The sequence below is a fragment of the uncultured Roseobacter sp. genome (assembly GCF_947493125.1).
GTDB lineage: Bacteria > Pseudomonadota > Alphaproteobacteria > Rhodobacterales > Rhodobacteraceae > Roseobacter.
Genome location: NZ_CANLQB010000003.1, coordinates 462,183 through 484,468 on the forward strand (window position 1 = coordinate 462,183; position 22,286 = coordinate 484,468).

Consider the following 22,286-nt stretch of genomic DNA (forward strand, 5'->3'; position numbering starts at 1 on the left):
TAGGGTCGCGCCATGTCCGTCTCCGCACTTACGTTTTCCGATGATCAGGCCACCGCTTACGATAGCGTGACGGAGGCCTTGCGCGGGGCGGGGGTCGACCTTGACGATCGGCTGCTGACACCACCCAAGAGTTCTGCCACCACGGTCATGGCCATCACCGGCAAGGCGGGATCGGGGAAGACGCTGCTGCTGGCCGAGCTCTACAAAGCATTGCAGGCGGCAGGTGTCGAGGTCGTCTCCGGCGACTACGAATCCCGGAAACGGCGTGACAAACGGACCCTGGCGATCCTTGCGCCGACGAACAAGGCCGCCAGTGTCCTGCGGTTGCGGGGGGTGCCTGCAACCACCATTCACCGCATTCTCTACACGCCGGTTTACGATCCGGAATACGAGCGCATTGCCGAGTGGCTTGCGGCCAACGGTCAGCGGCCTGAAATCGAGGGCCTGACCGAGCAGGCGCTCGACCGCGCGGCAGCCTTCTATGCGACGAATAAGTCCATTCCGGGCGCCCTGGCCGCGGCGGGGCTGCGCGGGTCGGATTTCATCACCGGTTGGAAGCGGCGGGAGGAGCCGCTCGACATCGGGTTTGTCGACGAATCCTCGATGCTGGATGACAAGCAATACGAGGACCTGCGCGAGATTTTCCCGACGCTGCTGCTCTTTGGCGACCCGGCGCAGCTGGCGCCTGTCAACCAGTCGGGTGCCATGGTCTTCGACAAACTGCCCGAACGGCGTGCGCTGTCGCTGAGCCGCATTCACCGCCAGGAAGCGGATAATCCGATTCTCGACCTCGCCCACGCGCTCGGCGATCCGGACATCGGGTTCGAGCAATTCGAGCGCATGGTGGAGCAGGCCGCGGCCAAGGATGAACGGGTGGTCTGGGGCCAACGGGTCGAGGTGGATTTGATGGCGCGCAGCCCGGTGCTGGTCTGGCGCAACGCCACGCGCATCCGTCTGATCAACGCGTTCCGTCAGGTGCACGGCGCGCCTGAGGATGCGCTGCTCGAAGGGGAACCGCTCATTTGTGACGGGTTGGAGCTGCCGCTGAAGCACCGCAAGAAACGACTGGATCTGGAGGCGCGCGGGCTCATCAAAGGCGCGCAGGTGATCTATCTCGGGGCTGGGCGCAAGCCCGGCTTCAGCCGGTTGCATGTGATGGGCGCCGAGGATCCGCAAGTCTCAGCCGCCTCGATTGTGAAGATTGAGAAGCCCGACGAGGAAGAGCCGTTCATCCCCTTCGCCGCGCGCATGGGGGCTACGTTCCTGCACGGGGCTGCGGTGACAATTCACAAGGCGCAGGGCAGCCAGTGGGACACGGTGCAGGTCTTTGCCCCCGATCTCTATGCCGCCGCGCGCATGGGCCGCTCTGAGGCCGGCCAGCCGCTGTGGAAGCGCTTGGCCTATGTGGCAATCACCCGAGCCCAGGAGCGTTTGATCTGGGTTGTGCGCAATCGCCTGGCGGTGCCGACCGGACCGCTTGTGGTCGACGATCTGCGTGCTCTGCCCGCAGCCCCTCTCAGCCTCGCAGAAGACCAACCGGAGGAGTTCTTATGAAGTCGATCATCATCACCGGCGCGAGTTCCGGAATCGGTCATGCCACCGCAGAACTGTTTCTTGACGCGGGCTGGCGTGTTGGCCTGATCGCCCGTCGGGTGGACCGGTTGGAGGCGTTGGCGGATCGCTACGAGACCGCCGTGCCGCTGCCTGCCGATGTCACCGATGCAGAGGGTATGGCCGCGGCCTTTGAAACCTTCGGCCATCTCGATGTGCTCTTCAACAACGCCGGTCTCTTCGGTCCGGCTGCAACCATCGACGAGGTTGATCTCGAAGACTGGACACAGGTCATGCAGGTGAACATAGGCGGGATGTTCATCGCCGCGCGTCTGGCCTTTGCGACGATGCGCGCGCAGGAGCCGCAGGGTGGCCGGATCATCAACAACGGCTCTCTCTCGGCCTATGTGCCGCGCCCGAATTCGGTCTGCTACACGACGACCAAGCACGCCGTGACGGGTTTGACCAAGACGCTGTCCCTGGATGGGCGACCCTTCGGCATCGCGTGTGGCCAGATCGACATCGGCAATGCAGAGACGGATCTGCTGGCGCAGTTGAAGAAGACTCAGCCGGGCACGATGACCATGGATGTCGGCAATGCGGCCCGGTCGGTTCTGCATATGGCGGAGATGCCAGCGGAGGCCAACGTGCAGTTCATGACGGTGATGGCGACGACCATGCCCTATATCGGGAGAGGGTGACCAAAGGTGGCCTGAAAGCCCACCTCACCTGCCTGTCCAAACCGTCTGTACCGGCAGGTAGGGTGGGCTTTCAGGCCACCCCTGTGTCAGGCCCGGAAAATACGGAAGACGGCAGAGGCGGTCCAGCCGGCAGCAATTGCAATCGCAATGGACATGATCCCGTAGAGCAGCGCATTTTCGCGCGATAACTTGAAGAGCCAGCGCTCCAGCCCGACTTTGCGCACATAGATGCTGGTCTCGTACTTCGAGATCACCTCACCACCGCGGGTGAGGAAAATGCGGGTCTGGTAGTCGCCCTCGGTCAGCGCTGCGGGCAACTCGATTGCAGTGCGGAAGAGGGTTTGCTCGTCCACGCTGACCGTGCCTTCGTTGAGCTGGTACTGATTGGAGCGCGACTTGATCCGGATGAGTGCTTCGGTGAACCGGGTCGCATCTTCGATGGTGTCCGGCGCACCGACCGAGCGGATGGCGCGGGGGATGGACACCCGGTGGCGCAGATCCTCGGTATCGCTCAGCGAGAGGCCCAGTGCCGTGCTGGTCGACACGGCGTAAAAGCTGGGCGCGCTGTCGATCTCTACCGCGTCGGTGTTGACCCAAATCCCCAGGACTTTTTCCTTGCGCCTTACGGTGAAGGTCTCGTGAGGACCAGCCACTGTCACGATCACCTGCAGCCGCGGGTCATCCGGGATCGGGGCCTCGCGCTTGACGGCCCCGAAGACCAGGATTTCCGAGCCGTCAAAGCTGGTATTGATCGAGACGGTGTCCTTGCTCAGCCCCAGCACGATGTCCTCGGCCGCAGCGGGCAGGGCGAGCAGCAGTGTGAGAACAAAAGCCAGCGCACGCATCAGTGACCGCCTGCCGCGCCGACCGAGTAGAGCTCTGACGGCATCAACAACAAATCGAGCGCCAGCTTGCCGCAGACCGCCAGTACCATGATGGCAAGCAGGATACGCAGTTGTTCGGCCTTCATCTTCACACCGATCCGCGTTCCGATCTGGGCGCCGATCACGCCGCCGATCAGCAGCAGAACCGCCAGCACGATATCCACCGTGAAGTTCGTCGTGGCGTGCAAAAGGGTCGTGAAAGCGGTCACGAAGATGATCTGGAAGAGCGAGGTGCCGACAACCACCTTGGTTGGCATGCCCAACAGATAGATCATGGCGGGGACCATGATGAAACCACCGCCCACACCCATGATCGCCGCGAGGATGCCCACCGAAACACCGACCAGCAGCGGCGGGATCACCGAGATGTAGAGCCCCGAGACCCGGAAGCGCATCTTGAAGGGCAGCCCGTGGATCCAGTTGTGTTTCTTCCGCGCGGGCGGTTTGCCGGACTTCGTCTTGCGGATGGCATTGAGGCTTTCGATGAACATCAGCCCGCCGATCACGCCGAGGAAGACCACGTAGCAGAGCTTGACCAGCAGATCGACCTGACCCAGCGCTTTGAGGTAGTTGAAGACCACCACGCCGAGTGCCGCGCCGATGAGCCCCCCGATGAGCAGCACGGTGCCCATCCTGAGGTCGACCGTCTTTCGCTTGAGGTGTGCGAGAACGCCCGAGAAGGAAGAGGCGACAATCTGATTGGCCTCGGTCGCCACGGCCACGGCGGGCGGAATGCCGATGAAGAAGAGCAGCGGCGTCATCAGAAACCCACCGCCCACGCCGAACATACCCGACAGGATGCCCACGATCCCACCGAGGCCCAGCAACAGGAAGGCGTTGACCGAGACTTCGGCGATGGGGAGGTAGATTTGCATGTCCTCTGTTAGAGCAAAGGGTGTTGCAAAATCAATGGGCGTTGCTGCTGTGCAGCAATCAGGACTGACACAATTCGGTCAACTGGCCTTATGCGTTCAACGTTCTTTGACGTAGGGTTCGCCTCCTGCGCGAGGTGGGATGGCTTTGCCCACGAATCCCGCGAGGATGATCACCGTCATCACATAGGGCAGCGCGCCGAGCAGGGCCCCTTGGACCTTGAGACCGAAGAGCGCTTCTATCACGTCGGGCCGGGTTTCGAGCGCGCCGAAGAGGCCGAAAAGCAATGTCGCATAGAGCGCGTACCAGGGCCGCCATTTCGCGAAGATCAGGGCGGCGAGCGCGATAAATCCGCGACCCGCCGACATATCCTTGACGAAGCCAGCCTGCAGTGCGGTGGACAGATAGGCGCCGGCGATCCCGCAGAGCACACCGCAGATGATGACCGCGGCATACCGCAGCCCCACGACCGACACACCTGCCGTATCGACTGCCGCCGGGTTCTCGCCCACGGCGCGCAGGCGCAGGCCGAACCGGGTGCGGAACAGGATCCACCAGGTCAGGGGCACCATCGCAAAGGCGACATAGACGAGAATCGAATGGCCGGAGATCAACTCTCTATAGATTGGGCCGAAGACCGGAATACCCCCAAGGCTGTCTGCGAAGGGCAGGATGATGGGCTCGAACCGGGCGCCGCCCATGAGCGACGGGGTGCGGCCCCCTTGGCTGAACCAGTCCTGAGCGATCAGCACAGTAAGACCTGCGGCGAGGAAGTTGATTGCCACGCCGGAGATCAACTGGTTGCCCCGGAAGGTGATCGAGGCCACGCCGTGCAGCAGGCTGAACGCCATCGATGAGGCGATCCCGGCGAGCAGGCCCAGCCAGACGGATCCGGTCACAGCCGCGATCGCCGCCGAGAAGAACGCCGCAGCCAGCATTTTGCCTTCGAGGCCGATGTCGAAGATGCCCGCGCGCTCGGAGAAGAGCCCCGCGAGGCAGGCCAAAAGGAGCGGCGTCGCCAAACGGACCGTGCTGTCAAGCAGTTGGATGAACGTCAGGAAATCCATCAGGCACGCCCCCGACGCAGCATCAGGAACAGCCGTTCCAGCGGCATGCGCACCATATTGTCGAGCGCGCCGGTGAAGAGGATGACCAGAGCCTGGATCACCACGATGAGTTCGCGCGGGATCGACGTCCACAGTGCCAGTTCCGCGCCGCCTTGGTAGAGGAACCCGAAAAGGATGGCCGCGAGCAGTACGCCAAAGGGGTGGCTGCGGCCCATGAGCGCCACGGCGATGCCGATGAAGCCAGCGCCCTCGACTGCGTTCAGCACCAGCCGCTCCGCCTCGCCCATGACGTTGTTGATTGCCATCAGCCCGGCCAGCGCGCCCGAGATCAGCATCGCGATCATGGTGATGGCCACGGGCGAGATGCCTGCGTATTTCGCGCCGGGCTCGGACTTGCCGTAGCTGCGGATTTCATAGCCCAGCCAGGTGCGCCAGAGCAGAAACCACACCAGAACGCAGGCGAGAAGCGCTATCAGGAAGGTCACGTTGGCGGGTGCAGATTTCGAGAAGTTGATGCCGAGGGGCAGTAAAATATCATGCAATGTCGGTAGATGTGTGGCCTCGGGGAAACGGGCGGTGGCCGGATCCATGCTGCCTGGCGGTCGCATCAGGTTCACGAGCACGTAGTTGAGAACTGCTGCCCCGATGAAGTTGAACATGATCGTGGTGATCACGATGTGGCTGCCGCGTTTGGCTTGCAGAAAGGCCGGGATTGCGGCCCAGGCAGCGCCAAAGAGAGCGGCCGCGCCTGCGGCACCCAGCAGCGCCAATGTCCAATGCGGCCAGGGGATCAGCAGACAGGCCAGTGCCACGCCAAGTCCGCCCAGCATCGCTTGGCCCTCACCGCCGATATTGAACAACCCGGCGTGGAAGGCCACCGAGACGGCCAGACCGGTGAAGAGGAAATTTGTCGCGTAGTAAAGTGTGTAGCCCCAGCCATAGGTGCTGCCCAAGGCGCCGGTGACCATGAGGTTGACGGCCTCGACCGGGTCTTCGCCGATGGCAAGGATCACAAGCGCGGAGAGGATCGCGGCGAGCACCAGCGAGATCAGCGGGACGAGGGTGACCTCGGCCCATTTTGGCATCATGTCCACGCGCACGCTCCTTTCGTTGAAGGCCTGCTGCGCAGACGTGAGGGGCTTGGGGGTTTCACCCCCGGCGCTGCCGCGCCTCCCCCAGAGTATTTTGGGAAGGGTGAAGAAGGGGTCATGCGTTGACCCCGGCCATCAGCAGCCCAAGCTCTTTTTCATCCGTTTCGGCGGACAGCCGTTCGCCCATGATGTGGCCGTCGAACATCACGGCGACGCGGTCGGAGAGGGCCAGGATTTCCTCCAACTCCACCGAGACGAGCAGCACGGCCTTGCCCTTGTCGCGTAGCGCGACGATTTGCTGGTGGATGAACTCGATGGCGCCGATATCCACCCCCCGGGTGGGCTGACCGACGAGCAGCAGATCCGGGTTGCGCTCGATCTCGCGGGCCAGGACGATCTTTTGCTGGTTGCCGCCGGAGAAGTTCTTGGCCGCCAGTGCCGGGTTTGGAGGCCGCACGTCGAAGCGGCCCATTTTCTCTTCCGTATCGGCGCGTATCGCGGTGTTGTTCAGAAGCACGCCGGACTGGTAGTCCGGGTCGCGGTGATAGCCGAAGGCGGTGTTCTCCCAGGCTGAGAAATCCATGATCAGCCCTTCGCGCTGGCGGTCCTCGGGCACATGGGCAATGCCCCGCGCCCGGCGCGCGCGCCCGTCCGAGCGTTTGCCGCTGAGCTCCAGCGGCTGGCCGTTTACCCGGACCTCGCCTGTGGCATCCGCATAACCGCCCAGCACTTCGAGCAGTTCGGATTGGCCGTTGCCCGCCACGCCTGCAATGCCCACGATTTCCCCAGCGCGTACTTGCAGATCAATGCCTTTGATGCGCTCAACACCTTTGTCATCGACCACGCGGAGGTCCTTGATGTCGAGCACCACATCGCCCGGCTGTGCAGATGTTTTATCCACGCGCAGCAAGACCTTACGGCCCACCATCAGCTCCGCCAGCTCTGCCGGGGAGGTGTCGGCGGTCTTTACAGTTGCCGTCATTTCACCGCGCCGCATGACGCTCACCGTATCGGTGGCTTCCATGATCTCGCGCAGCTTGTGCGTGATCAGGATGATCGTTTTGCCCTCCTCGCGCAGCCGGTCGAGAATACGGAAGAGCTGGTCGGCCTCGGCAGGCGTCAGCACGCCGGTGGGCTCGTCGAGGATCAGAATATCCGCTTGCCGGTAGAGCGCCTTGAGGATCTCCACCCGCTGCTGCATTCCCACGCCCAGCTCTTCGATCACCGCGTCGGGATCGACGTTCAGCCCATACTCGTGCTCAAGCTCCAGCAATGTCTTGCGGGCCTTGGCGAGCGACGGCGTCAGCAGGCCGCCATCTTCAGCGCCAAGAATAATGTTCTCCAGCACGGTGAAATTCTCGACCAGCTTGAAATGCTGGAAGACCATGCCGATGCCCGCGGCAATCGCGGCTTGGCTGTCTGGGATCTCGGTCTTTTGGCCGCTGATGAAAATTTCACCCTTATCGGCCTTATAAAAGCCATAGAGGATCGACATGAGCGTCGATTTGCCCGCGCCGTTTTCGCCGATGATCCCGTGGATCGTGCCAGGCATCACACGGATCGAAATGTCCTTGTTGGCCTGAACCGGCCCGAAGGCCTTGGAAATGCCCTTGAGCTCAATCGCTGGTGCTTGCTCGCCCATGCACCCCCCTTATTCGTATTGCACAGGCCGCACCTCCCACGGGTGCGGCCTGCGGATGTTTTGCCTTAGAAGTCCAGCGCGGGGCAGCTGTCTGTGGCGTAGTAGGAGGCAACCTCCAGATCGCCTGAGATGATCTTCTCGCGGGCCTCATCGACGGCAGCTTTCATCTCGTCGGAGACGAGCGGCGCGTTGTTGTCATCCAGAGCATAGCCCACGCCTTCTTCGGCGAGGCCGAGGGTGAAGACACCGGTTTCCAGATCAGTGCCAGCCGTCAGCGCGTCATAGACCGCTACGTCCACGCGTTTGAGCATGGAGGTCAGCACCTTGCCCGGGTGCAGATGGTTCTGGTTGCTGTCCACGCCGATGGAGAGGATGTTCTCATCCGCAGCGGTTTGCAGCACGCCAACGCCGGTGCCGCCCGCAGCGGCATAGATCACGTCAGCGCCCTGGCTGATCTGCGCCTTGGTCAACTCGGACCCCTTCACGGGGTCATTCCAGGCCGCAGGCGTCGTGCCGGTCATATTGGCAACCACGGTTGCATCCGGGTTCACCGCCTTCACGCCCTGCGCATAGCCGCAGCCGAAGTGACGGATCAGCGGGATGTCCATGCCGCCGATAAAACCAACGGTGCCGCTCTCCGAGGCCATGCCGGCCAGCATGCCCACAAGGTAAGAGCCCTCATGTTCGGCAAAGCCGATCTGGCGCACGTTGGGCGCATCGAGCCAGGTCACGTCGATGGCGACGAACTTGGTGTCCGGGTAGTCGGGCGCCACGGTCGAGAGCGGATCGGCCATGGCAAAGCCCATGGTGATGATCGGGTTCGCACCGGCCTCGGCAAAGCGGCGCAGGGCCTGTTCACGCTGCGCTTCGGACTGCAGCTCGATCTCGCGGTAGGTGCTGCCCGTCTCTTCGGCCCAGCGGCTGGCGCCGTTGTGAGCCGCTTCATTGAAGGATTTGTCGAACTTGCCACCCAAGTCGAAGATCACAGCCGGTTCGGCCAGCGCTGCTGCGCTTGACAGGCCAAGGGCCGCGGTCGCGCCGAGAAATTTGTGCAGGAATGTCATTCAGGGGTCTCCCAGATTGTGATTTTGGGACGTGCGATCAGCATCTTGCTGCCCACCGCCGTCCAATACCCACAAATTAGGACCCAGGCCGCAGGCCGGGTCAACCGGTTTTTGAGGGGATGCCGGGGGATTCCACTGCCTGACGACGGGGCAATGCTGCTGTCATCAGCACCGCATCGGCCAGTGGTGCATCTGCGCGCCGGTAATAGGCTGTGCGGCGCCCCGTTTCGGCGAATCCGTGTTTGCGGTAGAGCGCGAGGGCGGCGTGGTTGTCGGCGGCGACCTCGAGGAAGGCATGATCTGCCTGCGCCGTCTGCATCCACTCGGTCAGGAGCGCGTCGGCGATGTGCCGGCGGCGGTGGTCTGGGTGCACTGCGAGGGTCAAGAGTTCGCTCTCCTGTGCGACCGTGCGGCTCAGCGCAAAGCCCTGTGGACGCTGCAGCAGGCTCACATGGGGTTCGGCCAGCAGGTCTGCAAATTCAGCCGCGGACCAGGGGCGCTCTGCCGTGAAGGCCAGCCGGTGCAGCGCGGCCAGATCCTGGGGCGTCACGGCAGGATGACAGGCGCCACGTCCCGCGCCGGTGCCGCGTCGGCGGGGCGCAGGTAGAGTGGCGCGGGCCGAGGCTGAGGCGTGCCATGGCGTTCGGATGCGAGGTATGCAATGGCAACCGCGGTTGGGTGCGCCGGGACGATGCCGGTCGCTCCGATCAGCGGCGTCGGGTGTTCGGGGAGTGCGTCCTCCGGGACCATGATGGGCGGAGATGTTTCAGTGCCATCAAAGGCTTGCAGGTAGAGGTGCCCCCGTCTCGCGGCAACTGCGGTGGTGCAGGGCCCCTGATGGCCAAAGCGCAGCGCGTCGAAGCCCGACACTCCAATCGCGGGCACGCCCAGCCCCAGAGCAAGCCCGCGCGCAGCGGAAACCGAGATGCGGATGCCGGTGAAATTGCCCGGCCCGATGCCAACCCCGATGGCCGTGAGATCCTGGAATGTCAGACCGGCGTGTCTGAGCAACTCGTCACAGAGCCCCATGAGCCGCTCGGCCTGTCCTGTCTGCATCTGCTCGTCCGCCTGTGCGACGACGTCACCGCCGACAAGAACGGCAGCCGCGCAGCAGGGTGCGGCGGTGTCGAAGGCCAGGATCGTCGGAGCCACGGGCGCAGTCACTTGCTTTGCAGCGCGTCGCGGGCGCTCTTGTCTTCGCGGGGCAGATCATCCGTGATGTGCAGCCAAGGCAAGCGGGAGGTTGCGTGCGAATGCAGGCTGGGGGGCAGGTCCGCAGCCTGATCAAGCAACCCCAGCGGGACGTAGGTCTGACCGGGGAGGTAGTCGTATGTCGCGGCAAGCGGTGAGCCGCAGGCGCGGCAGAACCAGCGCGTGACGCCGGCGGTGTGTGTGACGGGCGGCCCGGGGTCGGGATCGAAGCTGATGACGCCCTTAACAAACCCGGCAAAGGCAGCAACCGGCGCACCTGAGAGACGTCGACAATCTCTGCAATGACAATAACTTACACCCTCCGGCAGCGCATCTGCAATCAGCTGCACCTTGCCGCAATAGCAGCGGCCCGTGATCGTCTGGAGACTGGGCACTTGCGGACGGTCAGGTGGCGACCGGGCGCACCTCGGTCACTTCCGGGATGTAGTGGCGCAGCAGGTTCTCGATGCCCATCTTCAGCGTGAGCGTCGAGGAGGGGCAGCCCGCGCAGGCGCCCTGCATATGCAGGTAGACCACACCGCGGTCAAAGCCGTGGAAGGTGATGTCACCGCCGTCCTGGGCCACCGCAGGGCGCACCCGGCTGTCGAGCAATTCCTTGATCTGATCGACGATGGGGCCGTCCTCACCGTCGTGCTCGGCGTGACCCGACGCAGGCGCGTGATCCCCCGCCATCACCGGCTGGCCGGACTGGAAGTGCTCCATGATCGCGCCCAGAAGCGCAGGCTTGATATGATCCCAATCGACCGCATCGGCCTTGGTCACGGTGACGAAGTCGGTGCCGAAGAAGACCCCGGTCACACCCTCGACCGCGAAGATCCGGGTCGCCAGTGGTGATTTGTCAGCGGTGTCCGCCGTCGGGAAATCGGCGGTCCCCATCTCCAGCACGGTCTGACCGGGCAGGAATTTCAGGGTGGCGGGGTTTGGGGTCGATTCTGTCTGGATGAACATCGGGTCTCTCCTGAGGCTGTTCCAGATATGCGGATCGGCCCGGCACAAGTCAAGGTTTGGAATCGTTCTAAATTGGCCGCGGCGCGCAACGGTCGGTGGCCTGCGTACGGTGGGGCGGCCCGAATCAAGGGTTAACGCCTGTTTTCCTGGTCAAACCCGCGTCGGTATCGTGTCGGTATCACGTCGGTATTGCGTCGGTGCCGGTGTCGGTCTCCCCCCCCGTTAACCGACCGCTCGGCGCAAAGGTTGCCAAAGGCTTAAGGGGGCCGCTCGGCGGCGCACGCCTGGCCTGCGCGGGCCAAACGGCCCGCCGGGCCTGCGTGTGCCTCAGGTGATCGCTTCGAGCTTTTCCTTGCTCAGATCACCCGGCACGATGGTCATGGGGATGGGCAAAGTGCCTGCGCTCTTGGTCAGCTCCGTGACCAGCGGGCCGGGGCCCTTCTTGTCGGTCCCGGCGCCCAGCACCAGCACGCCGATCTCGGGGTCTTCATGGATCTGGGCGAGGATCTCATCGACCGGGCGGCCTTCGCGGATCACCAGTTCGGGGTCGATCCCCTGGCGGTCGCGCATCCACTTGGCGAAGACCTCGTAATGCACCTCGATTCGCTCGCGCGCCTCTTCGCGCATGACCGCACCCACGCCGATCCAGTGGTTGAACTCGTCCGGGGGGATCACGGAGAGGATCTCGACCCCGCCGCCGGTGTTCGCCGCCCGCATCGCCGCAAACCGCATGGCGTTGAGGCATTCACGACTGTCATCAAGCACGACGAGAAACTTCCGCATCTTCCGATGTCCCCCTCTTTGCGCGGATCATGACCTCAGTTGCAGGGCGGCGCAATCGCAATCTCCGCCCGCGCGACTGGACAGACCGGGGATCTGGAGCGATGCTAGAGAGCAGGTGGGACATGAGGCTCCGGGATGGGTGTCTTTCAACTGATCTATACATCGCGCCCCTTCGGTTACGATCTGAACGTGCTGGCCAACATCCTGGCCACCTCGCGCAGCCGCAATGCCCGGGACGACATCACCGGCGCGCTGATCTGCCGTGCCGATGTGTTCTTGCAACTGCTCGAAGGGCCCAAAGGCAAGGTGCAGGCCACCTATGAGCGGATCTGCGACGACGACCGGCATGTGGAGGTCACGCAGCTGGTCGCCGAGGACGTGCCGGACCGGCTGTTTCCGGATTGGGCCATGAAGCACGACCCCGCCGTCTCCTGGATGTGGTCGCCCGTCGAGGTACATATGGGCGCGCTGCAGTCCGCCTCGGCGCTGGCCATCCGGGAGATCTTCGTCAGATCGGCGGTGTCATAGGGGCTGGGTCGCGGCCCAGTCCCAGTACATCTCACGCAGGCGCCGGGCGATGGGCCCGATCTGATAGGCGGTGTCCTCGAAGCCGGTGACCGGCGTGACCTTCGACATGTTGCCGGTCATGAACACCTCGTCGGCGCGCTCGAAATCCTCGAAGGTCAGCACGCATTCATGCACGCGCACCCCCTCCGCCTTGAGATGTGCGATGTGGCGGGCGCGGGTGATGCCGGAGAGGAAGGTGCCGTTGGGGACGGGCGTGAAGACCTCGCCATCGCGGGTCATGAAGATGTTGGCGGTGGCGGTTTCGGCCACATTGCCTATGGCGTCCGCCACCAGCGCGTTCTGGAACCCGCGCGCCCGCACTTCGGTCAGCATGCGCGCGTTGTTGGGATAGAGGCAGCCTGCCTTGGCGTTCACCACCGCATCCTCCATCACCGGGCGGCGGAACCGCGTGCGCCCGAGCGTGACGGCGGCATCCGCGGGCGCCATGGGGATCTGCTCGAGGCTGACGGCGAAGCCGGTCGCCCCCTCTCGTGGCACGATCGCGGTCGCATCGCCGTGGATCGCCCAGTACATCGGGCGGATGTAGACCGCATCCTCCGGCCCGTAATGGGCGAGCCCCTCGCGGATGATCTCGACCATGTCGTCCACGGTGACGGTGGGCGTGATCATGAGCGCTTCGGCGGAGCGGTTCACCCGCGCGCAATGCGCCACCAGATCCGGCGCGCGCCCGTCGAAGAAGCGCGCCCCGTCGAACACCGTGGTGCCGAGCCAGGCGCCGTGGTCGGCCGCCCCGATCACCGCAAGGTCGCCCGCGTGCCAGCGTCCGTCATGGTAGGTGTGAATATGGGTGCCGACGCTCATGGATCCGTCTCCGACAGGGAAGGTTACTTGGCGCGATAGACGCCTTCGGGCAGGTTCAGCGCCGCGTTCAGATCGCGCCATTGCTCCGGCGAGAGGGTGATCGACACCACCTTGTCGGTGCGCGGATCGTACTGGTTGAGCAGGATCGCGCTTTCCGTGGCGTGGACCGTCACATCTTCCTGCAAGGGGGTGGTGCCGTCGTCCACCAGCGTGACCACGGTGGCGTCGAATTCATGCTCGATGGTAAACATGGCGTCACCTTACGGCTCAGGCGTCCCGATGCAAGGGGGACAAAGCACCGTGAGCGGGGTGGTCGCCGCCGGGGAACCTGCTAAGATACGGATCGAGTATCAGTGCGGAGGCGTCTTTATGGCCTGGAAAACCCTACTTGCGGTGATGGCCGCGATCACCCTGGCAGCCTGTGACGTGAGCGCGCCCTCTGCGCCGCTGACGGTTGAGCCCATCGGGACTGTCCCGCGCGCGTCTGCACAGAATTTCGCGCAGGTCGTGCGGATTGTGGAGCCGGTGGCCGAGCGCGAATGCCGGGCGCGTACCTCGGGCGTGAACTGCGATTTCAAGGTGCTGGTGGACGACCGCCCGGGCCAGCCTCCCAACGCCTTCCAGACGCTCGACAGGTCGGGCCGCCCGATCATTGCCTTCACCCAGGCGCTGATTGATGACGCGCGCAACGTGGACGAGCTGGCCTTTGTCATGGGGCATGAGGCGGCGCATCACATCGCCGGGCATATTCCGCGCCAGCAGCAGAATGCGGTGGCCGGTGCGGTGATCGGAGGCCTTGGCGCGGTGCTGTTGGGGGGCAACGCCGAGGCTGTGCAGAACGCGCAGCGGCAGGGCGCCCGGATCAACGCCCGCGCGTTTTCGAAGGAGTTCGAGCTGGAGGCCGATGCGCTGGGCACGGTCATTACGGCGCGGGCCGGGTTTGACCCCCTGCGCGGGGCGGAATTTTTCAACCGCATCCCCGATCCCGGCGACCGCTTCCTCGGCACGCACCCGCCCAACGCGCAGCGCATCGATATCGTGCGGCGGACGGCAGCGGGGCTCTAGGCCCTTTTCGCCTGTCGTCTGAGATGGCTGCGGTAGAGCAGGGGGGCGAGCACGCCTTCGTATATCCAGTGGGCGAGCCGGTAAAGGCCCGGCAGGCTGACGAGCCGCGCCAGCCAGCGGTAGCGCGGCAGGCTTTGCCACAGCACGATGAAGGCCGGCACACCGACGTAGAGCGCACCGTTCCGGCGGACATGCAGCCGCCGCGCCGCGTCGTCGGCGGTGACGCCCCAGCGCGCAAGCGTCGGTGCGTCGTTCAGGTCGTCGTAGCTGAGCGGCAGGGCCTGCGCCTCGGTCAGCCGGGCGTAGTGGTCGATCTCGCGGCTGCAGACGGGGCACTCGGCGTTGTAAAGCACATCTGTCTTTGACATGCGCCAGAGATAGGCTGTTGTTGCGGCGTGCCCAGCGGCCAGAGTGTCGCAGATCAGCGTGGCTTGTTGCCGTCGATCCAGCGGGCCATCAGCCGTTTGTCGCGAAAGCATTCCTGCGGGATGTCGCGATGTTTGATGCGTGCGATCCGTTCGGCGAAGGCCACCTGCTTGGAGGAGGGGTAGTTCGCAAAGCGGCTGGTGTCGGCCCGCGCTTTGTGTGCGTCGATCCAGGCGGAGAGCGCCGTGCTGTTGCGCCGGCGGTCCCGCGGGATCACGGCGCCGGTCTTGGCGGCGATGGCGTGGGCGTATTGCAATTGCTTCGCGCTGGGCGCCTGAGGCGGCGCGAGCGGCAACACACCCTGTCTGGGGGCATCGAGGTGTGGCAATTGCGGTTCAACGGACATGAGCGCTCCCTTCCCTGTTCAGGTAAAATAGAACATAAAGAGAACATTTTCAAGACCTGCTGGTCAGAGGGCGTTGTGGCTCCCATCGCAGAGCGGCGGTTTCGACGTCGCCTTGCAGCCGCAGAAGAACAGGGTCTTGTCGGCTGTTGCTTCGTATTGCATCGGGTTGAATGCGGTGTCTTTGTGTGACCCATCGCAGAAGGGCTGGTTCGAGGATTGGCCGCAGGTGCACCAGAAGTAGGTTTTGCCGGCAGTCACTTCGACGGGATAGGGGGCCTTCTGGGCGATTTTCGGAGGTGTGGTCATGGGCTCGGGCTTTCTCTGACAGAGTGGCGACGCGAATGGCTGGTCGTCAGCGGGCCTTTGTATGGCCCGCCAAGACTCTAGCTCGGACCGCGCTGCTGACCACCGGGAGAGATGTGTGACGACGCCCTGTGAGCTGTGCGGGCCTGCGCGCCTAGAAACGGGCGCAAGCGCGTTTCTAGGCGCGCAGGCGTCCCCAGAGATCGTACTCTCCCGCCTCATCGACCTCGACAGTGACGATATCGCCGACGGTCAGGCCCTCGGTGCCCTCGTCGATGAACAGGTTGCCGTCAATCTCCGGCGCATCGGCCTTGGTGCGGCAGGTGGCGATGCCGTCTTCATCGATGTCGTCGATGATCACCTCTTGCCGGGACCCGACCTTTTGGGCCAGCTTATCCTCAGAAATGGCCTGCGCCTTTGCCATAAATCGATCCCAGCGATCTTGTTTCACATCCTCGGGCACATGGCCGGGCAGGGCGTTGGAGCGCGCGCCGGCGACGTTCTCGTATTGAAAGCATCCCACCCGGTCGAGCCGGGCTTCATCCATCCAGTCGAGCAGAGTCTGGAACTCGTCGTCCGTCTCGCCCGGATAGCCGACGATAAACGTCGAGCGCAGGGTCAGATCCGGGCAGATTTCCCGCCAGGCGGCGATCTCGTCCAGGGTCCTGGCGGCTGCGGCGGGCCGCGCCATGCGCCGCAGCACCGCCGGGTGCGCGTGCTGGAAGGGAATGTCGAGGTAGGGCAGCACAAGGCCTTCCGCCATGAGCGGGATCAGCTGGCGCACATGCGGATAGGGGTAGACGTAATGCAGGCGCACCCAAGCCCCCAGCTTGCCGAGATCGCGCGCCAGATCGGTGATATGCGCGCGGTGGTTGCGGTCTTCGGCGTGTTTGATATCGACCCCATAGGCGGAGGTGTCCTGGCTGATCACCAGCAGTTCCTTCACACCGCTGTCCACCAGTTTTTCCGCCTCGCGCAGCACCGCATGGGCAGGCCGGGACTGCAAACGCCCGCGCATATCGGGGATAATGCAGAACTTGCACTTGTGGTTACAACCCTCTGAAATCTTGAGATAACTGAAGTGTCGCGGTGTGAGGCTGACGCCGGAGGCGGGCAGCAGATCGACGAAGGGGTCCGGATCGGGCGGGACGGCGGCATGCACCGCTTCGAGCACCTGTTCATACTGATGCGGGCCCGTCACGGCGAGCACGGAGGGGTGCGCGCCGGTGATATACGCGGGCTCGGCCCCGAGACAGCCCGTCACGATCACGCGCCCGTTCTCCTGCAGCGCCTCACCGATGGCTGCGAGGCTTTCCGCCTTGGCGCTGTCGAGAAAGCCGCAGGTGTTCACGATCACCGCCTGCGCGCCCGCGTAATCGGGCGAGATGCCATAGCCTTCGGCGCGCAGCCGGGTCAGGATACGCTCGCTATCGACCAGCGCCTTGGGGCATCCGAGGGACACCATGCCGATGGTCGGCTGGCCGGGGCGCGCGGTGTCCCGCCCTGTCGCGTTCGGCGTGCGGTCCAGCCGCACCCCCGGTGCGAGATCGGGGCGCAGATTGGGTGGGTTTGTGCTCATGATCTGCGCTATAGTGGAAGTGAGGGGCCCGGAAAAGGGGCCGTGAGCAAAGGGCGAGGTGCGCTGATGAAATGGGTTGTGCGACTGCTGGGTGTCGTGGTGGTGCTGATCGGGGTGGCGGTGGTCTCGGTGCTGTTCCTGCCCGCGGAGCGTGTGGCGAAGATCGCCGCGGATCAGCTGCGCGGGCTCACGGGGCGCGATGTGGCGATCACCGGGGATGTGTCGCTGACGCTCTGGCCGGTCTTGGGCGCACGCGTCGGCGGGCTGGAGGTCGGCAATGCGGAGTGGGCCAGCGACGGCCCGATGCTGCAGGCGACCAATACGGCGATTGGTGTCGATGCCATGGCGCTTCTGAGCGGTGACATCCGGATCACCAACATCGAAGCCGAGAGCCCCACCATTCGTCTTGAGCAAAAGGCTGACGGGCGGGCAAGCTGGCAGTTCACCGATGCCAGTGGCACGGCACAGATCGAGACCGAAACGGCGCCTGATCGCCCCGCGCGGTCGGTCAGCATTGAGCGGCTGCAGGTCACCGATGCAACGCTGATCTATGACGCTGAGGGCAGCGATCTGGTGTCTTACGAGGGTGTCGACCTGTCGCTCGACTGGCCGGAGCGGCTGGGGCCTGCCGAGATCGCGGCGACCCTGCGCCCGACGGCGAACCCGGTGGAGGTGGCGGCGACCATCGACGGGTTTGCGGGCTTCATCACTGGCGAGACCCACACGCTGCGCGCGTCAATTGACACAGAAGCCGGGGCCATTGGCTTTGACGGGCGGGCGAGCACCGCCGGGGCTGTGGCTGGGGCGCTGACGGTGAAGACGGCGAACACGGGAGCGTTTCTGCAAGCGCTGGGGCTGCCTGGTGCAGATTTGCCGCCTGACCTCGGGCGCAGCATTGATCTGTCGACCACGCTGACGCTGACGCCCGACCGGCAGTTGGCGCTGCGGGATCTGGTGGTAGGTCTCGGTGCCAACCGGGTCACCGGGGCGGCGGATATAGGGCTCAATGGGGTGCCGCAGGTGAATGCGCAGCTCGATGTGGGTGATCTGGATCTGTCAGGCGGTGACGCATCGGCGTCGGGTGGCTCCGGCGGAGGGGGAGGCGGGTCCGCAGGCGGCGGTTGGCCCACCGACCCGATTGATGCCAGCGGGCTGGCGGCCTTCAACGGTGAGATCGCGCTGACGGCGCGGAGTATTGATCTGGGGCAGTTCGATCTGGGAGCCACGCGGGCGCTCTTGCGCAATGAGACGTCGCGCATGGTCTTCGAGCTGCGCGAGGTGGCGGCCTATAGCGGCGGGGTCACGGGGGAATTCGTGATCAACAACCGCTCCGGCCTGTCGGTGGGCGGGCAGCTGGCGGCGACGGCCATCCAGATGCAGCCCTTGCTGGCTGATGCGGCGGGGCTCGACCGGCTGACCGGGCAGGGGGAGGCGCGCCTGTCGTTTCTGGGCTCGGGCAATTCGGTCGATGCGATCATGAAATCGCTCTCGGGCGACGGATCCCTGCAGATCGGGCGCGGGACAATCCTGGGCATTGATCTGGACCGGTTGATGCGTTCGGGGGATACCTCGCCGGGCACCACGGTGTTCGACAGCCTCGGCGGGACCTGGACGATTGCGGGTGGTGTGCTGAGCAACCGCGATCTGCTGCTGCAGCTGGCGAATTACCGGGCAAGCGGCGAAGGCGTGGTGGGCCTGGGGGCGCAAACGGTGGATTATACCGTCACGCCGGTGGCGCTGCGCGCGAACAGCGGGCAGGGCGTGTCGATCCCCGTGCGGTTTGTGGGGCCTTGGTCGGACATCTCGATCCGGCCCGACGTGGAGGCGGCGCTGAAGGCCGAGGCGGATGCCAAGGTGGATGAGCTGGAGCAGAAGGCCAAGGAGAAGATCGGCGAGCGTTTGGGCATCTCCGGGGAGGAGGGCCAGTCGGTCGAAGATGCGGTGAAGGACCGGCTGTTGCGCAAGCTTTTCGACTGAGCGCTGCTGTGACCCGGGGTGGCCTGAAAGCCCACCCCACCTGCCAGCCCAGAGGCCCGCCACCGGCAGGTGAGGTGGGCTTTCAGGCCACCTCTCGTGACCGGTCAGAAGGTGAGCGGGCGCTCTTTCGCGAGCCGGTCGAAGGCCATCAGCGTATCGATGAGCTGGGGCATCTGCTCGAGGTAGATCATGTTGGGGCCGTCGCTGGGCGCATTGTCGGGGTCCTGATGGGTCTCGATGAAGACGGCGGCGACGCCCACAGCAACCGCGGCGCGGGCCATCACCGGGGCGAATTCGCGTTGGCCGCCGGAGGAGCCGCCGCGCCCACCGGGCTGTTGCACCGAATGGGTGGCGTCCATCACCACCGGGTAGCCGGTCTGCGCCATCTGCGGCAGCGCGCGCATGTCGGCCACGAGGGTGTTGTAGCCGAAGGTGGTGCCACGCTCGGTCAGCAGAATGCGGTGGTTGCCGGTGGACTCGATCTTGTCGACGATGTTCTCCATCTCCCACGGCGCCAGGAACTGGCCTTTCTTTACATTGATCGCGGCGCCGGTATTGCCGGCGGCGAGCAGCATGTCGGTCTGGCGGCACAGGAAGGCGGGGATCTGGATGATGTCCACGGCCTCGGCGGCCAGCGCGCATTGCGCCTCGGAATGCACATCGGTGATGACCGGCACGCCGTTGGCGTGGCCCACCGATTGCAGCACCTTCAACCCGTCGTCGATGCCGAGCCCGCGCGCGCCGTCGAGCGAGGTGCGGTTGGCCTTGTCGTAGGAGGCCTTGAAGACATATTGCGCACCAGCGGCGTCGCAGGCCTCTTTCATCCTGCCCGCGATCATCTGCGCGTGGTCTTCGCCTTCCAGCTGGCAGGGGCCGGCGATCACGGTCAGCGGGCGGTCATTGCCGATCGTCAGATCGGCGACGGACACATGGGTCATATCAGGAGGTCACCTGTTCTCGGAGGATGGACGCAGTCAGTGAGACCATCAGATATATACCGGCAAAGACGAGAAAGGCCACCAGGGTGTTTTCGAATTTGCGCGGATAGCTCGGTTCCTCCGAAGGGACGGGTTTCACGCTCACGGTGAGATACCGGACCTGGCGGTTCGCCTCCATCCGGGTCTGCTCCATCTGTTGCAGCGCCGATTGCAGCAGCATGTCGCGCGTGGCGAGGTCGGCCTGCGCCATCTGGATGCGGACGTTGAGCTGCGCCAGTGAGTTCTCGCCCTGGCTGGCATCGGTCATGCGCGCATTCAACTCGTCCAGCTGGTCGTTGAGCCGCCGCACATCGCCGCGCGCGCCATCGACCCGGCTCTGGTTCGGGCGGGCATTGTCGAGAAGTGCCGCCAGTTCCAGCTCCTTCTCCAGCAGCAACAGTTCCACCTGATTGATCTGGGCGCGCAGGCCCGCGATCACCGCCTCGGGATCGAGCGTGTCGCCCTGCAGCTGCAGCGTCACGAGCGCCTCCTGCGCCTGGCGCCGTTCGGCGGCAGCGTTTTCAAAGCTCTCCTGCGCATCGGACATCTGGTCGTCGCGCTTTTCCGCGCTGAGCGAGTTGACCCGCTCTTCGGCATAGCCGATGAGCGCGCGGCTGATATTGGCGCTGACGCCCGGGTCGGCGGCGATGACCTCCATGCGCAACACACCTTCGGTCGGGTCATAGCCGACCTTCACGTTCTTCTGGTAGGTGCGGTAGGCCTGTTCGTTCGAGGGATCGGCGGTGAGCCGCTGGATCGGGTCGATGCTGTCCTGCGTGAAGTGGGATTTGAAGCCCACCTCGTCATCGAGGCGCAGCATCGCATCTTTGGACTGCAGGTAGGACTGCACCGCGATGCTGTCCTGTGAGGTGGCGAACTGGGTGCCCGAGAGCAGCCCGCCGAGGCCGCTGCCCGAGCCTGCGCTGTCGGCCTGCAGGATCAGGAATTCCGACTTTGTCGCATACATCGGCGTGGCCACCGCGTAGAAGTACCAGCCCGCCAGAATTGTCGGCAGGAAGACGAAAAAGCTCAGCCGGGTGAGCAGCATCGCCAGTTTGCGCCGCCTGCGGCGGGTGATGTCCTGCTGGATCTCGGAGATCTGACGGTCGCGCAGCTCCGCAGGGCTGAGGTGCTCGGTGGCGGGCAGCGTTTCGCGGTCGAGCGGCGTGGTCTGGGGCAGCTGGATGCGCCCGGCCTGCGCGCCGATCTCGCCGCCGGCCGACCCGCCGCTTGCGGGGTCGCCCGGGTTTTTCGGCACCACCAGTTCCAGCATGTTGGACCGCTGGAAGGGGTCGATCCCGCGCTGACGCAGGAGGCGCACGGCATCGAAATCCGAGGTGGGCTCGAGCCCGTTCTTATGCGCCACGCGGCGGGCCATGCGCAGCTGCCGGCCGGTCAGGCCCTCCTTCCGGATGGTGTCGAGCTCGGTGCGGGCGGCGTCTGGCCCCCGGGTGTCGCCGGTGTCGCGGGGCGGCTCTTGGCGGGACGGCGCGGCCTTGGCGGGCGCCTCCGTCCGGGGCGCCTCCGCCCGGTCGGCGGGCTTTTTGTCCGTCGCACCCGAGGCCTGGCCCGCGCGTTTGATGCGGAACCTCCTAGCTGTCGGTTTCGTAGTCATAAAGCCGCTTCGCTTCTTCCAATGTGTCGAACATATGCACCTTGCCGTTCAGCATGACGGCGGCGGAGCGGGCGAACTTCTCCAGCGTCCGGGCCTGGTGCGATACGATAATGATGGTGGTGGTGCGCAGGCGTTCCTGCAGGATTTCACCGGCCTTGCGGTTAAACTCCACATCCGTGGTTCCGGGCATGCCCTCGTCGATGAGGTACATGTCGAAGTCGAGTGCCAGCATCAGCGCGAAGGAGAACCGCGAGCGCATGCCGGCGGAATAGGTGCCGATGGGCTGGTCGAAGTATTCACCCAGACCGCAGAGCCAGCGGCAGAAGCTTTCCACATAGTCGGGATCGAGCCCGTAGAGCCGCGCGATGTAGCGCGCGTTCTCCATCGCCGAGACCTTGTTGACCACGCCGCCCATGAACCCCAGCGGAAAGGAGATGTTGCAGCCGCGGCGGATCTCGCCCTCATCCGGTTTCTCGAGCCCGGCGATCATGTTGATTAGCGTCGTCTTGCCGGTGCCGTTTGGCGCCAGCACGCCGAGTGAATTGCCCAGCTCGACCTTGAACGAGACACGGTCGAGGATCACCTTGTGCTGGGATCCCGTCCAAAAAGACTTCGACACGTTCTCGAAAGACAGCATCTGCGCTCCGGTTGCTTCGACCCCGACAGGGTTTTCCAGGCCTGGGTTCTGGGTGTCTCAGCGGAATATTTTACCGCCCTCGGCATAATTATGTCTTAATTGGAAACAAAAGCACAACATGCACGGGGCGGCTGGGGCGCGGACAAGGGCAGAAAC

25 protein-coding genes are annotated in these 22,286 nt (G+C 64.5%); 5 read left to right on the forward strand and 20 right to left on the reverse strand.

All coding sequences use genetic code 11. From position 1 onward, the window contains the following. Nucleotides 1-12 precede the first annotated feature (12 nt). Together Q1A71_RS08730 and Q1A71_RS08735 are read left to right on the forward strand one after the other, a co-directional pair. Nucleotides 13-1,554, forward strand: a complete 1,542-nt coding sequence (locus tag Q1A71_RS08730; RefSeq protein ID WP_299674090.1) for an AAA family ATPase — start codon at nucleotides 13-15, stop codon at nucleotides 1,552-1,554. Continuing rightward, nucleotides 1,551-2,252 (forward strand): SDR family oxidoreductase, encoded by a 702-nt coding sequence (locus tag Q1A71_RS08735; protein ID WP_299674092.1) that lies wholly within the window; start codon nucleotides 1,551-1,553, stop codon nucleotides 2,250-2,252. Before Q1A71_RS08730 ends, Q1A71_RS08735 begins: the two co-directional genes overlap by 4 nt. Before the next feature lie 86 nt (nucleotides 2,253-2,338). Here the strand turns inward: Q1A71_RS08735 and Q1A71_RS08740 are convergent, their stop codons facing one another. The 11 genes from Q1A71_RS08740 to Q1A71_RS08790 form a co-directional block, all read right to left on the reverse strand. After that, entirely contained in the window at nucleotides 2,339-3,097 is a 759-nt protein-coding gene (locus Q1A71_RS08740; protein ID WP_299674094.1) for a TIGR02186 family protein, read from the reverse strand. Beyond that, complete coding sequence (locus Q1A71_RS08745) at nucleotides 3,097-4,011, reverse strand: sulfite exporter TauE/SafE family protein (RefSeq protein WP_299674096.1); 915 nt, start codon at nucleotides 4,009-4,011, stop codon at nucleotides 3,097-3,099. The genes Q1A71_RS08740 and Q1A71_RS08745 overlap by 1 nt, the downstream gene beginning before the upstream one ends. Before the next feature lie 96 nt (nucleotides 4,012-4,107). Next, nucleotides 4,108-5,076 carry an ABC transporter permease gene (locus tag Q1A71_RS08750; protein WP_299674098.1) on the reverse strand — a complete coding sequence of 323 codons (969 nt, stop codon included), beginning with the start codon at nucleotides 5,074-5,076 and terminating at the stop codon, nucleotides 4,108-4,110. Continuing rightward, nucleotides 5,076-6,170, reverse strand: a complete 1,095-nt coding sequence (locus tag Q1A71_RS08755) for an ABC transporter permease (protein WP_299674100.1) — start codon at nucleotides 6,168-6,170, stop codon at nucleotides 5,076-5,078. The genes Q1A71_RS08750 and Q1A71_RS08755 overlap by 1 nt, the downstream gene beginning before the upstream one ends. Before the next feature lie 112 nt (nucleotides 6,171-6,282). Next, complete coding sequence (locus Q1A71_RS08760; protein ID WP_299674102.1) at nucleotides 6,283-7,809, reverse strand: ABC transporter ATP-binding protein; 1,527 nt, start codon at nucleotides 7,807-7,809, stop codon at nucleotides 6,283-6,285. Between the two features lie 65 nt (nucleotides 7,810-7,874). Beyond that, the gene (locus Q1A71_RS08765) at nucleotides 7,875-8,873 is read right to left on the reverse strand and encodes a BMP family ABC transporter substrate-binding protein (RefSeq protein WP_299674104.1); all 999 of its coding nucleotides are present in this window, start codon (nucleotides 8,871-8,873) and stop codon (nucleotides 7,875-7,877) included. A gap of 100 nt (nucleotides 8,874-8,973) precedes the next feature. Then, nucleotides 8,974-9,423, reverse strand: a complete 450-nt coding sequence (locus Q1A71_RS08770) for a GNAT family N-acetyltransferase (RefSeq protein ID WP_299674106.1) — start codon at nucleotides 9,421-9,423, stop codon at nucleotides 8,974-8,976. Then, on the reverse strand, nucleotides 9,420-10,025 hold the full coding sequence (tsaB, locus tag Q1A71_RS08775) for a tRNA (adenosine(37)-N6)-threonylcarbamoyltransferase complex dimerization subunit type 1 TsaB (protein ID WP_299674109.1): 606 nt from the start codon (nucleotides 10,023-10,025) through the stop codon (nucleotides 9,420-9,422). The genes Q1A71_RS08770 and tsaB overlap by 4 nt, the downstream gene beginning before the upstream one ends. 8 nt (nucleotides 10,026-10,033) lie before the next feature. Next, nucleotides 10,034-10,459, reverse strand: a complete 426-nt coding sequence (locus Q1A71_RS08780; protein ID WP_299674112.1) for a GFA family protein — start codon at nucleotides 10,457-10,459, stop codon at nucleotides 10,034-10,036. Between the two features lie 10 nt (nucleotides 10,460-10,469). Continuing rightward, nucleotides 10,470-11,033, reverse strand: coding sequence for a NifU family protein (locus Q1A71_RS08785; protein ID WP_299674115.1), 564 nt, complete (start codon nucleotides 11,031-11,033; stop codon nucleotides 10,470-10,472). Nucleotides 11,034-11,360: 327 nt separating this feature from the next. Next, nucleotides 11,361-11,816, reverse strand: a complete 456-nt coding sequence (locus Q1A71_RS08790; RefSeq protein WP_299674118.1) for a universal stress protein — start codon at nucleotides 11,814-11,816, stop codon at nucleotides 11,361-11,363. A gap of 135 nt (nucleotides 11,817-11,951) precedes the next feature. Between Q1A71_RS08790 and Q1A71_RS08795 the strand changes: the two genes are divergently transcribed. Then, nucleotides 11,952-12,344, forward strand: a complete 393-nt coding sequence (locus tag Q1A71_RS08795) for a BLUF domain-containing protein (protein ID WP_299674121.1) — start codon at nucleotides 11,952-11,954, stop codon at nucleotides 12,342-12,344. On the opposite strand, the gene Q1A71_RS08800 is transcribed toward Q1A71_RS08795, so the two are convergent. Continuing rightward, complete coding sequence (locus Q1A71_RS08800) at nucleotides 12,339-13,205, reverse strand: branched-chain amino acid aminotransferase (RefSeq protein ID WP_299674123.1); 867 nt, start codon at nucleotides 13,203-13,205, stop codon at nucleotides 12,339-12,341. The genes Q1A71_RS08795 and Q1A71_RS08800 overlap by 6 nt on opposite strands. A gap of 23 nt (nucleotides 13,206-13,228) precedes the next feature. Next, nucleotides 13,229-13,456, reverse strand: a complete 228-nt coding sequence (locus Q1A71_RS08805; protein WP_299674126.1) for a hypothetical protein — start codon at nucleotides 13,454-13,456, stop codon at nucleotides 13,229-13,231. Between the two features lie 118 nt (nucleotides 13,457-13,574). On the opposite strand from Q1A71_RS08805, the gene Q1A71_RS08810 reads away from it, so the two are divergent. Further along, nucleotides 13,575-14,270 (forward strand): M48 family metallopeptidase, encoded by a 696-nt coding sequence (locus tag Q1A71_RS08810; RefSeq protein WP_299674129.1) that lies wholly within the window; start codon nucleotides 13,575-13,577, stop codon nucleotides 14,268-14,270. Here the strand turns inward: Q1A71_RS08810 and Q1A71_RS08815 are convergent. The 4 genes from Q1A71_RS08815 to rimO form a co-directional block, all read right to left on the reverse strand. Further along, nucleotides 14,267-14,638, reverse strand: coding sequence for a thiol-disulfide oxidoreductase DCC family protein (locus tag Q1A71_RS08815; RefSeq protein WP_299674132.1), 372 nt, complete (start codon nucleotides 14,636-14,638; stop codon nucleotides 14,267-14,269). The two genes, Q1A71_RS08810 and Q1A71_RS08815, sit on opposite strands and share 4 nt — an antisense overlap. A 53-nt stretch (nucleotides 14,639-14,691) precedes the next feature. After that, nucleotides 14,692-15,042 carry a hypothetical protein gene (locus Q1A71_RS08820; protein ID WP_299674135.1) on the reverse strand — a complete coding sequence of 117 codons (351 nt, stop codon included), beginning with the start codon at nucleotides 15,040-15,042 and terminating at the stop codon, nucleotides 14,692-14,694. Nucleotides 15,043-15,105: 63 nt separating this feature from the next. Further along, nucleotides 15,106-15,348, reverse strand: a complete 243-nt coding sequence (locus tag Q1A71_RS08825; RefSeq protein WP_299674138.1) for a CDGSH iron-sulfur domain-containing protein — start codon at nucleotides 15,346-15,348, stop codon at nucleotides 15,106-15,108. A gap of 175 nt (nucleotides 15,349-15,523) precedes the next feature. After that, nucleotides 15,524-16,924 (reverse strand): 30S ribosomal protein S12 methylthiotransferase RimO, encoded by a 1,401-nt coding sequence (gene rimO / locus Q1A71_RS08830; protein WP_299674141.1) that lies wholly within the window; start codon nucleotides 16,922-16,924, stop codon nucleotides 15,524-15,526. Nucleotides 16,925-16,990: 66 nt separating this feature from the next. Here rimO and Q1A71_RS08835 point away from each other — a divergent pair, with 66 nt between their 5' ends. Beyond that, nucleotides 16,991-18,901 (forward strand): AsmA family protein, encoded by a 1,911-nt coding sequence (locus tag Q1A71_RS08835; protein WP_299674144.1) that lies wholly within the window; start codon nucleotides 16,991-16,993, stop codon nucleotides 18,899-18,901. A 104-nt stretch (nucleotides 18,902-19,005) separates the two neighbouring features. Here the strand turns inward: Q1A71_RS08835 and kdsA are convergent, their stop codons facing one another. Genes kdsA through Q1A71_RS08850 form a run of 3 tightly spaced genes read right to left on the reverse strand, consistent with a single transcriptional unit; the run spans nucleotide 19,006 to nucleotide 22,130 of the window. Beyond that, nucleotides 19,006-19,839 carry a 3-deoxy-8-phosphooctulonate synthase gene (gene kdsA / locus Q1A71_RS08840; RefSeq protein WP_299674147.1) on the reverse strand — a complete coding sequence of 278 codons (834 nt, stop codon included), beginning with the start codon at nucleotides 19,837-19,839 and terminating at the stop codon, nucleotides 19,006-19,008. 1 nt (nucleotide 19,840) lies between these two features. Then, nucleotides 19,841-21,493, reverse strand: a complete 1,653-nt coding sequence (locus tag Q1A71_RS08845; RefSeq protein ID WP_299674150.1) for a capsule biosynthesis protein — start codon at nucleotides 21,491-21,493, stop codon at nucleotides 19,841-19,843. Beyond that, on the reverse strand, nucleotides 21,471-22,130 hold the full coding sequence (locus tag Q1A71_RS08850) for an ATP-binding cassette domain-containing protein (protein ID WP_299674153.1): 660 nt from the start codon (nucleotides 22,128-22,130) through the stop codon (nucleotides 21,471-21,473). Before Q1A71_RS08850 ends, Q1A71_RS08845 begins: the two co-directional genes overlap by 23 nt. Between the last annotated feature and the right edge of the window lie 156 nt (nucleotides 22,131-22,286).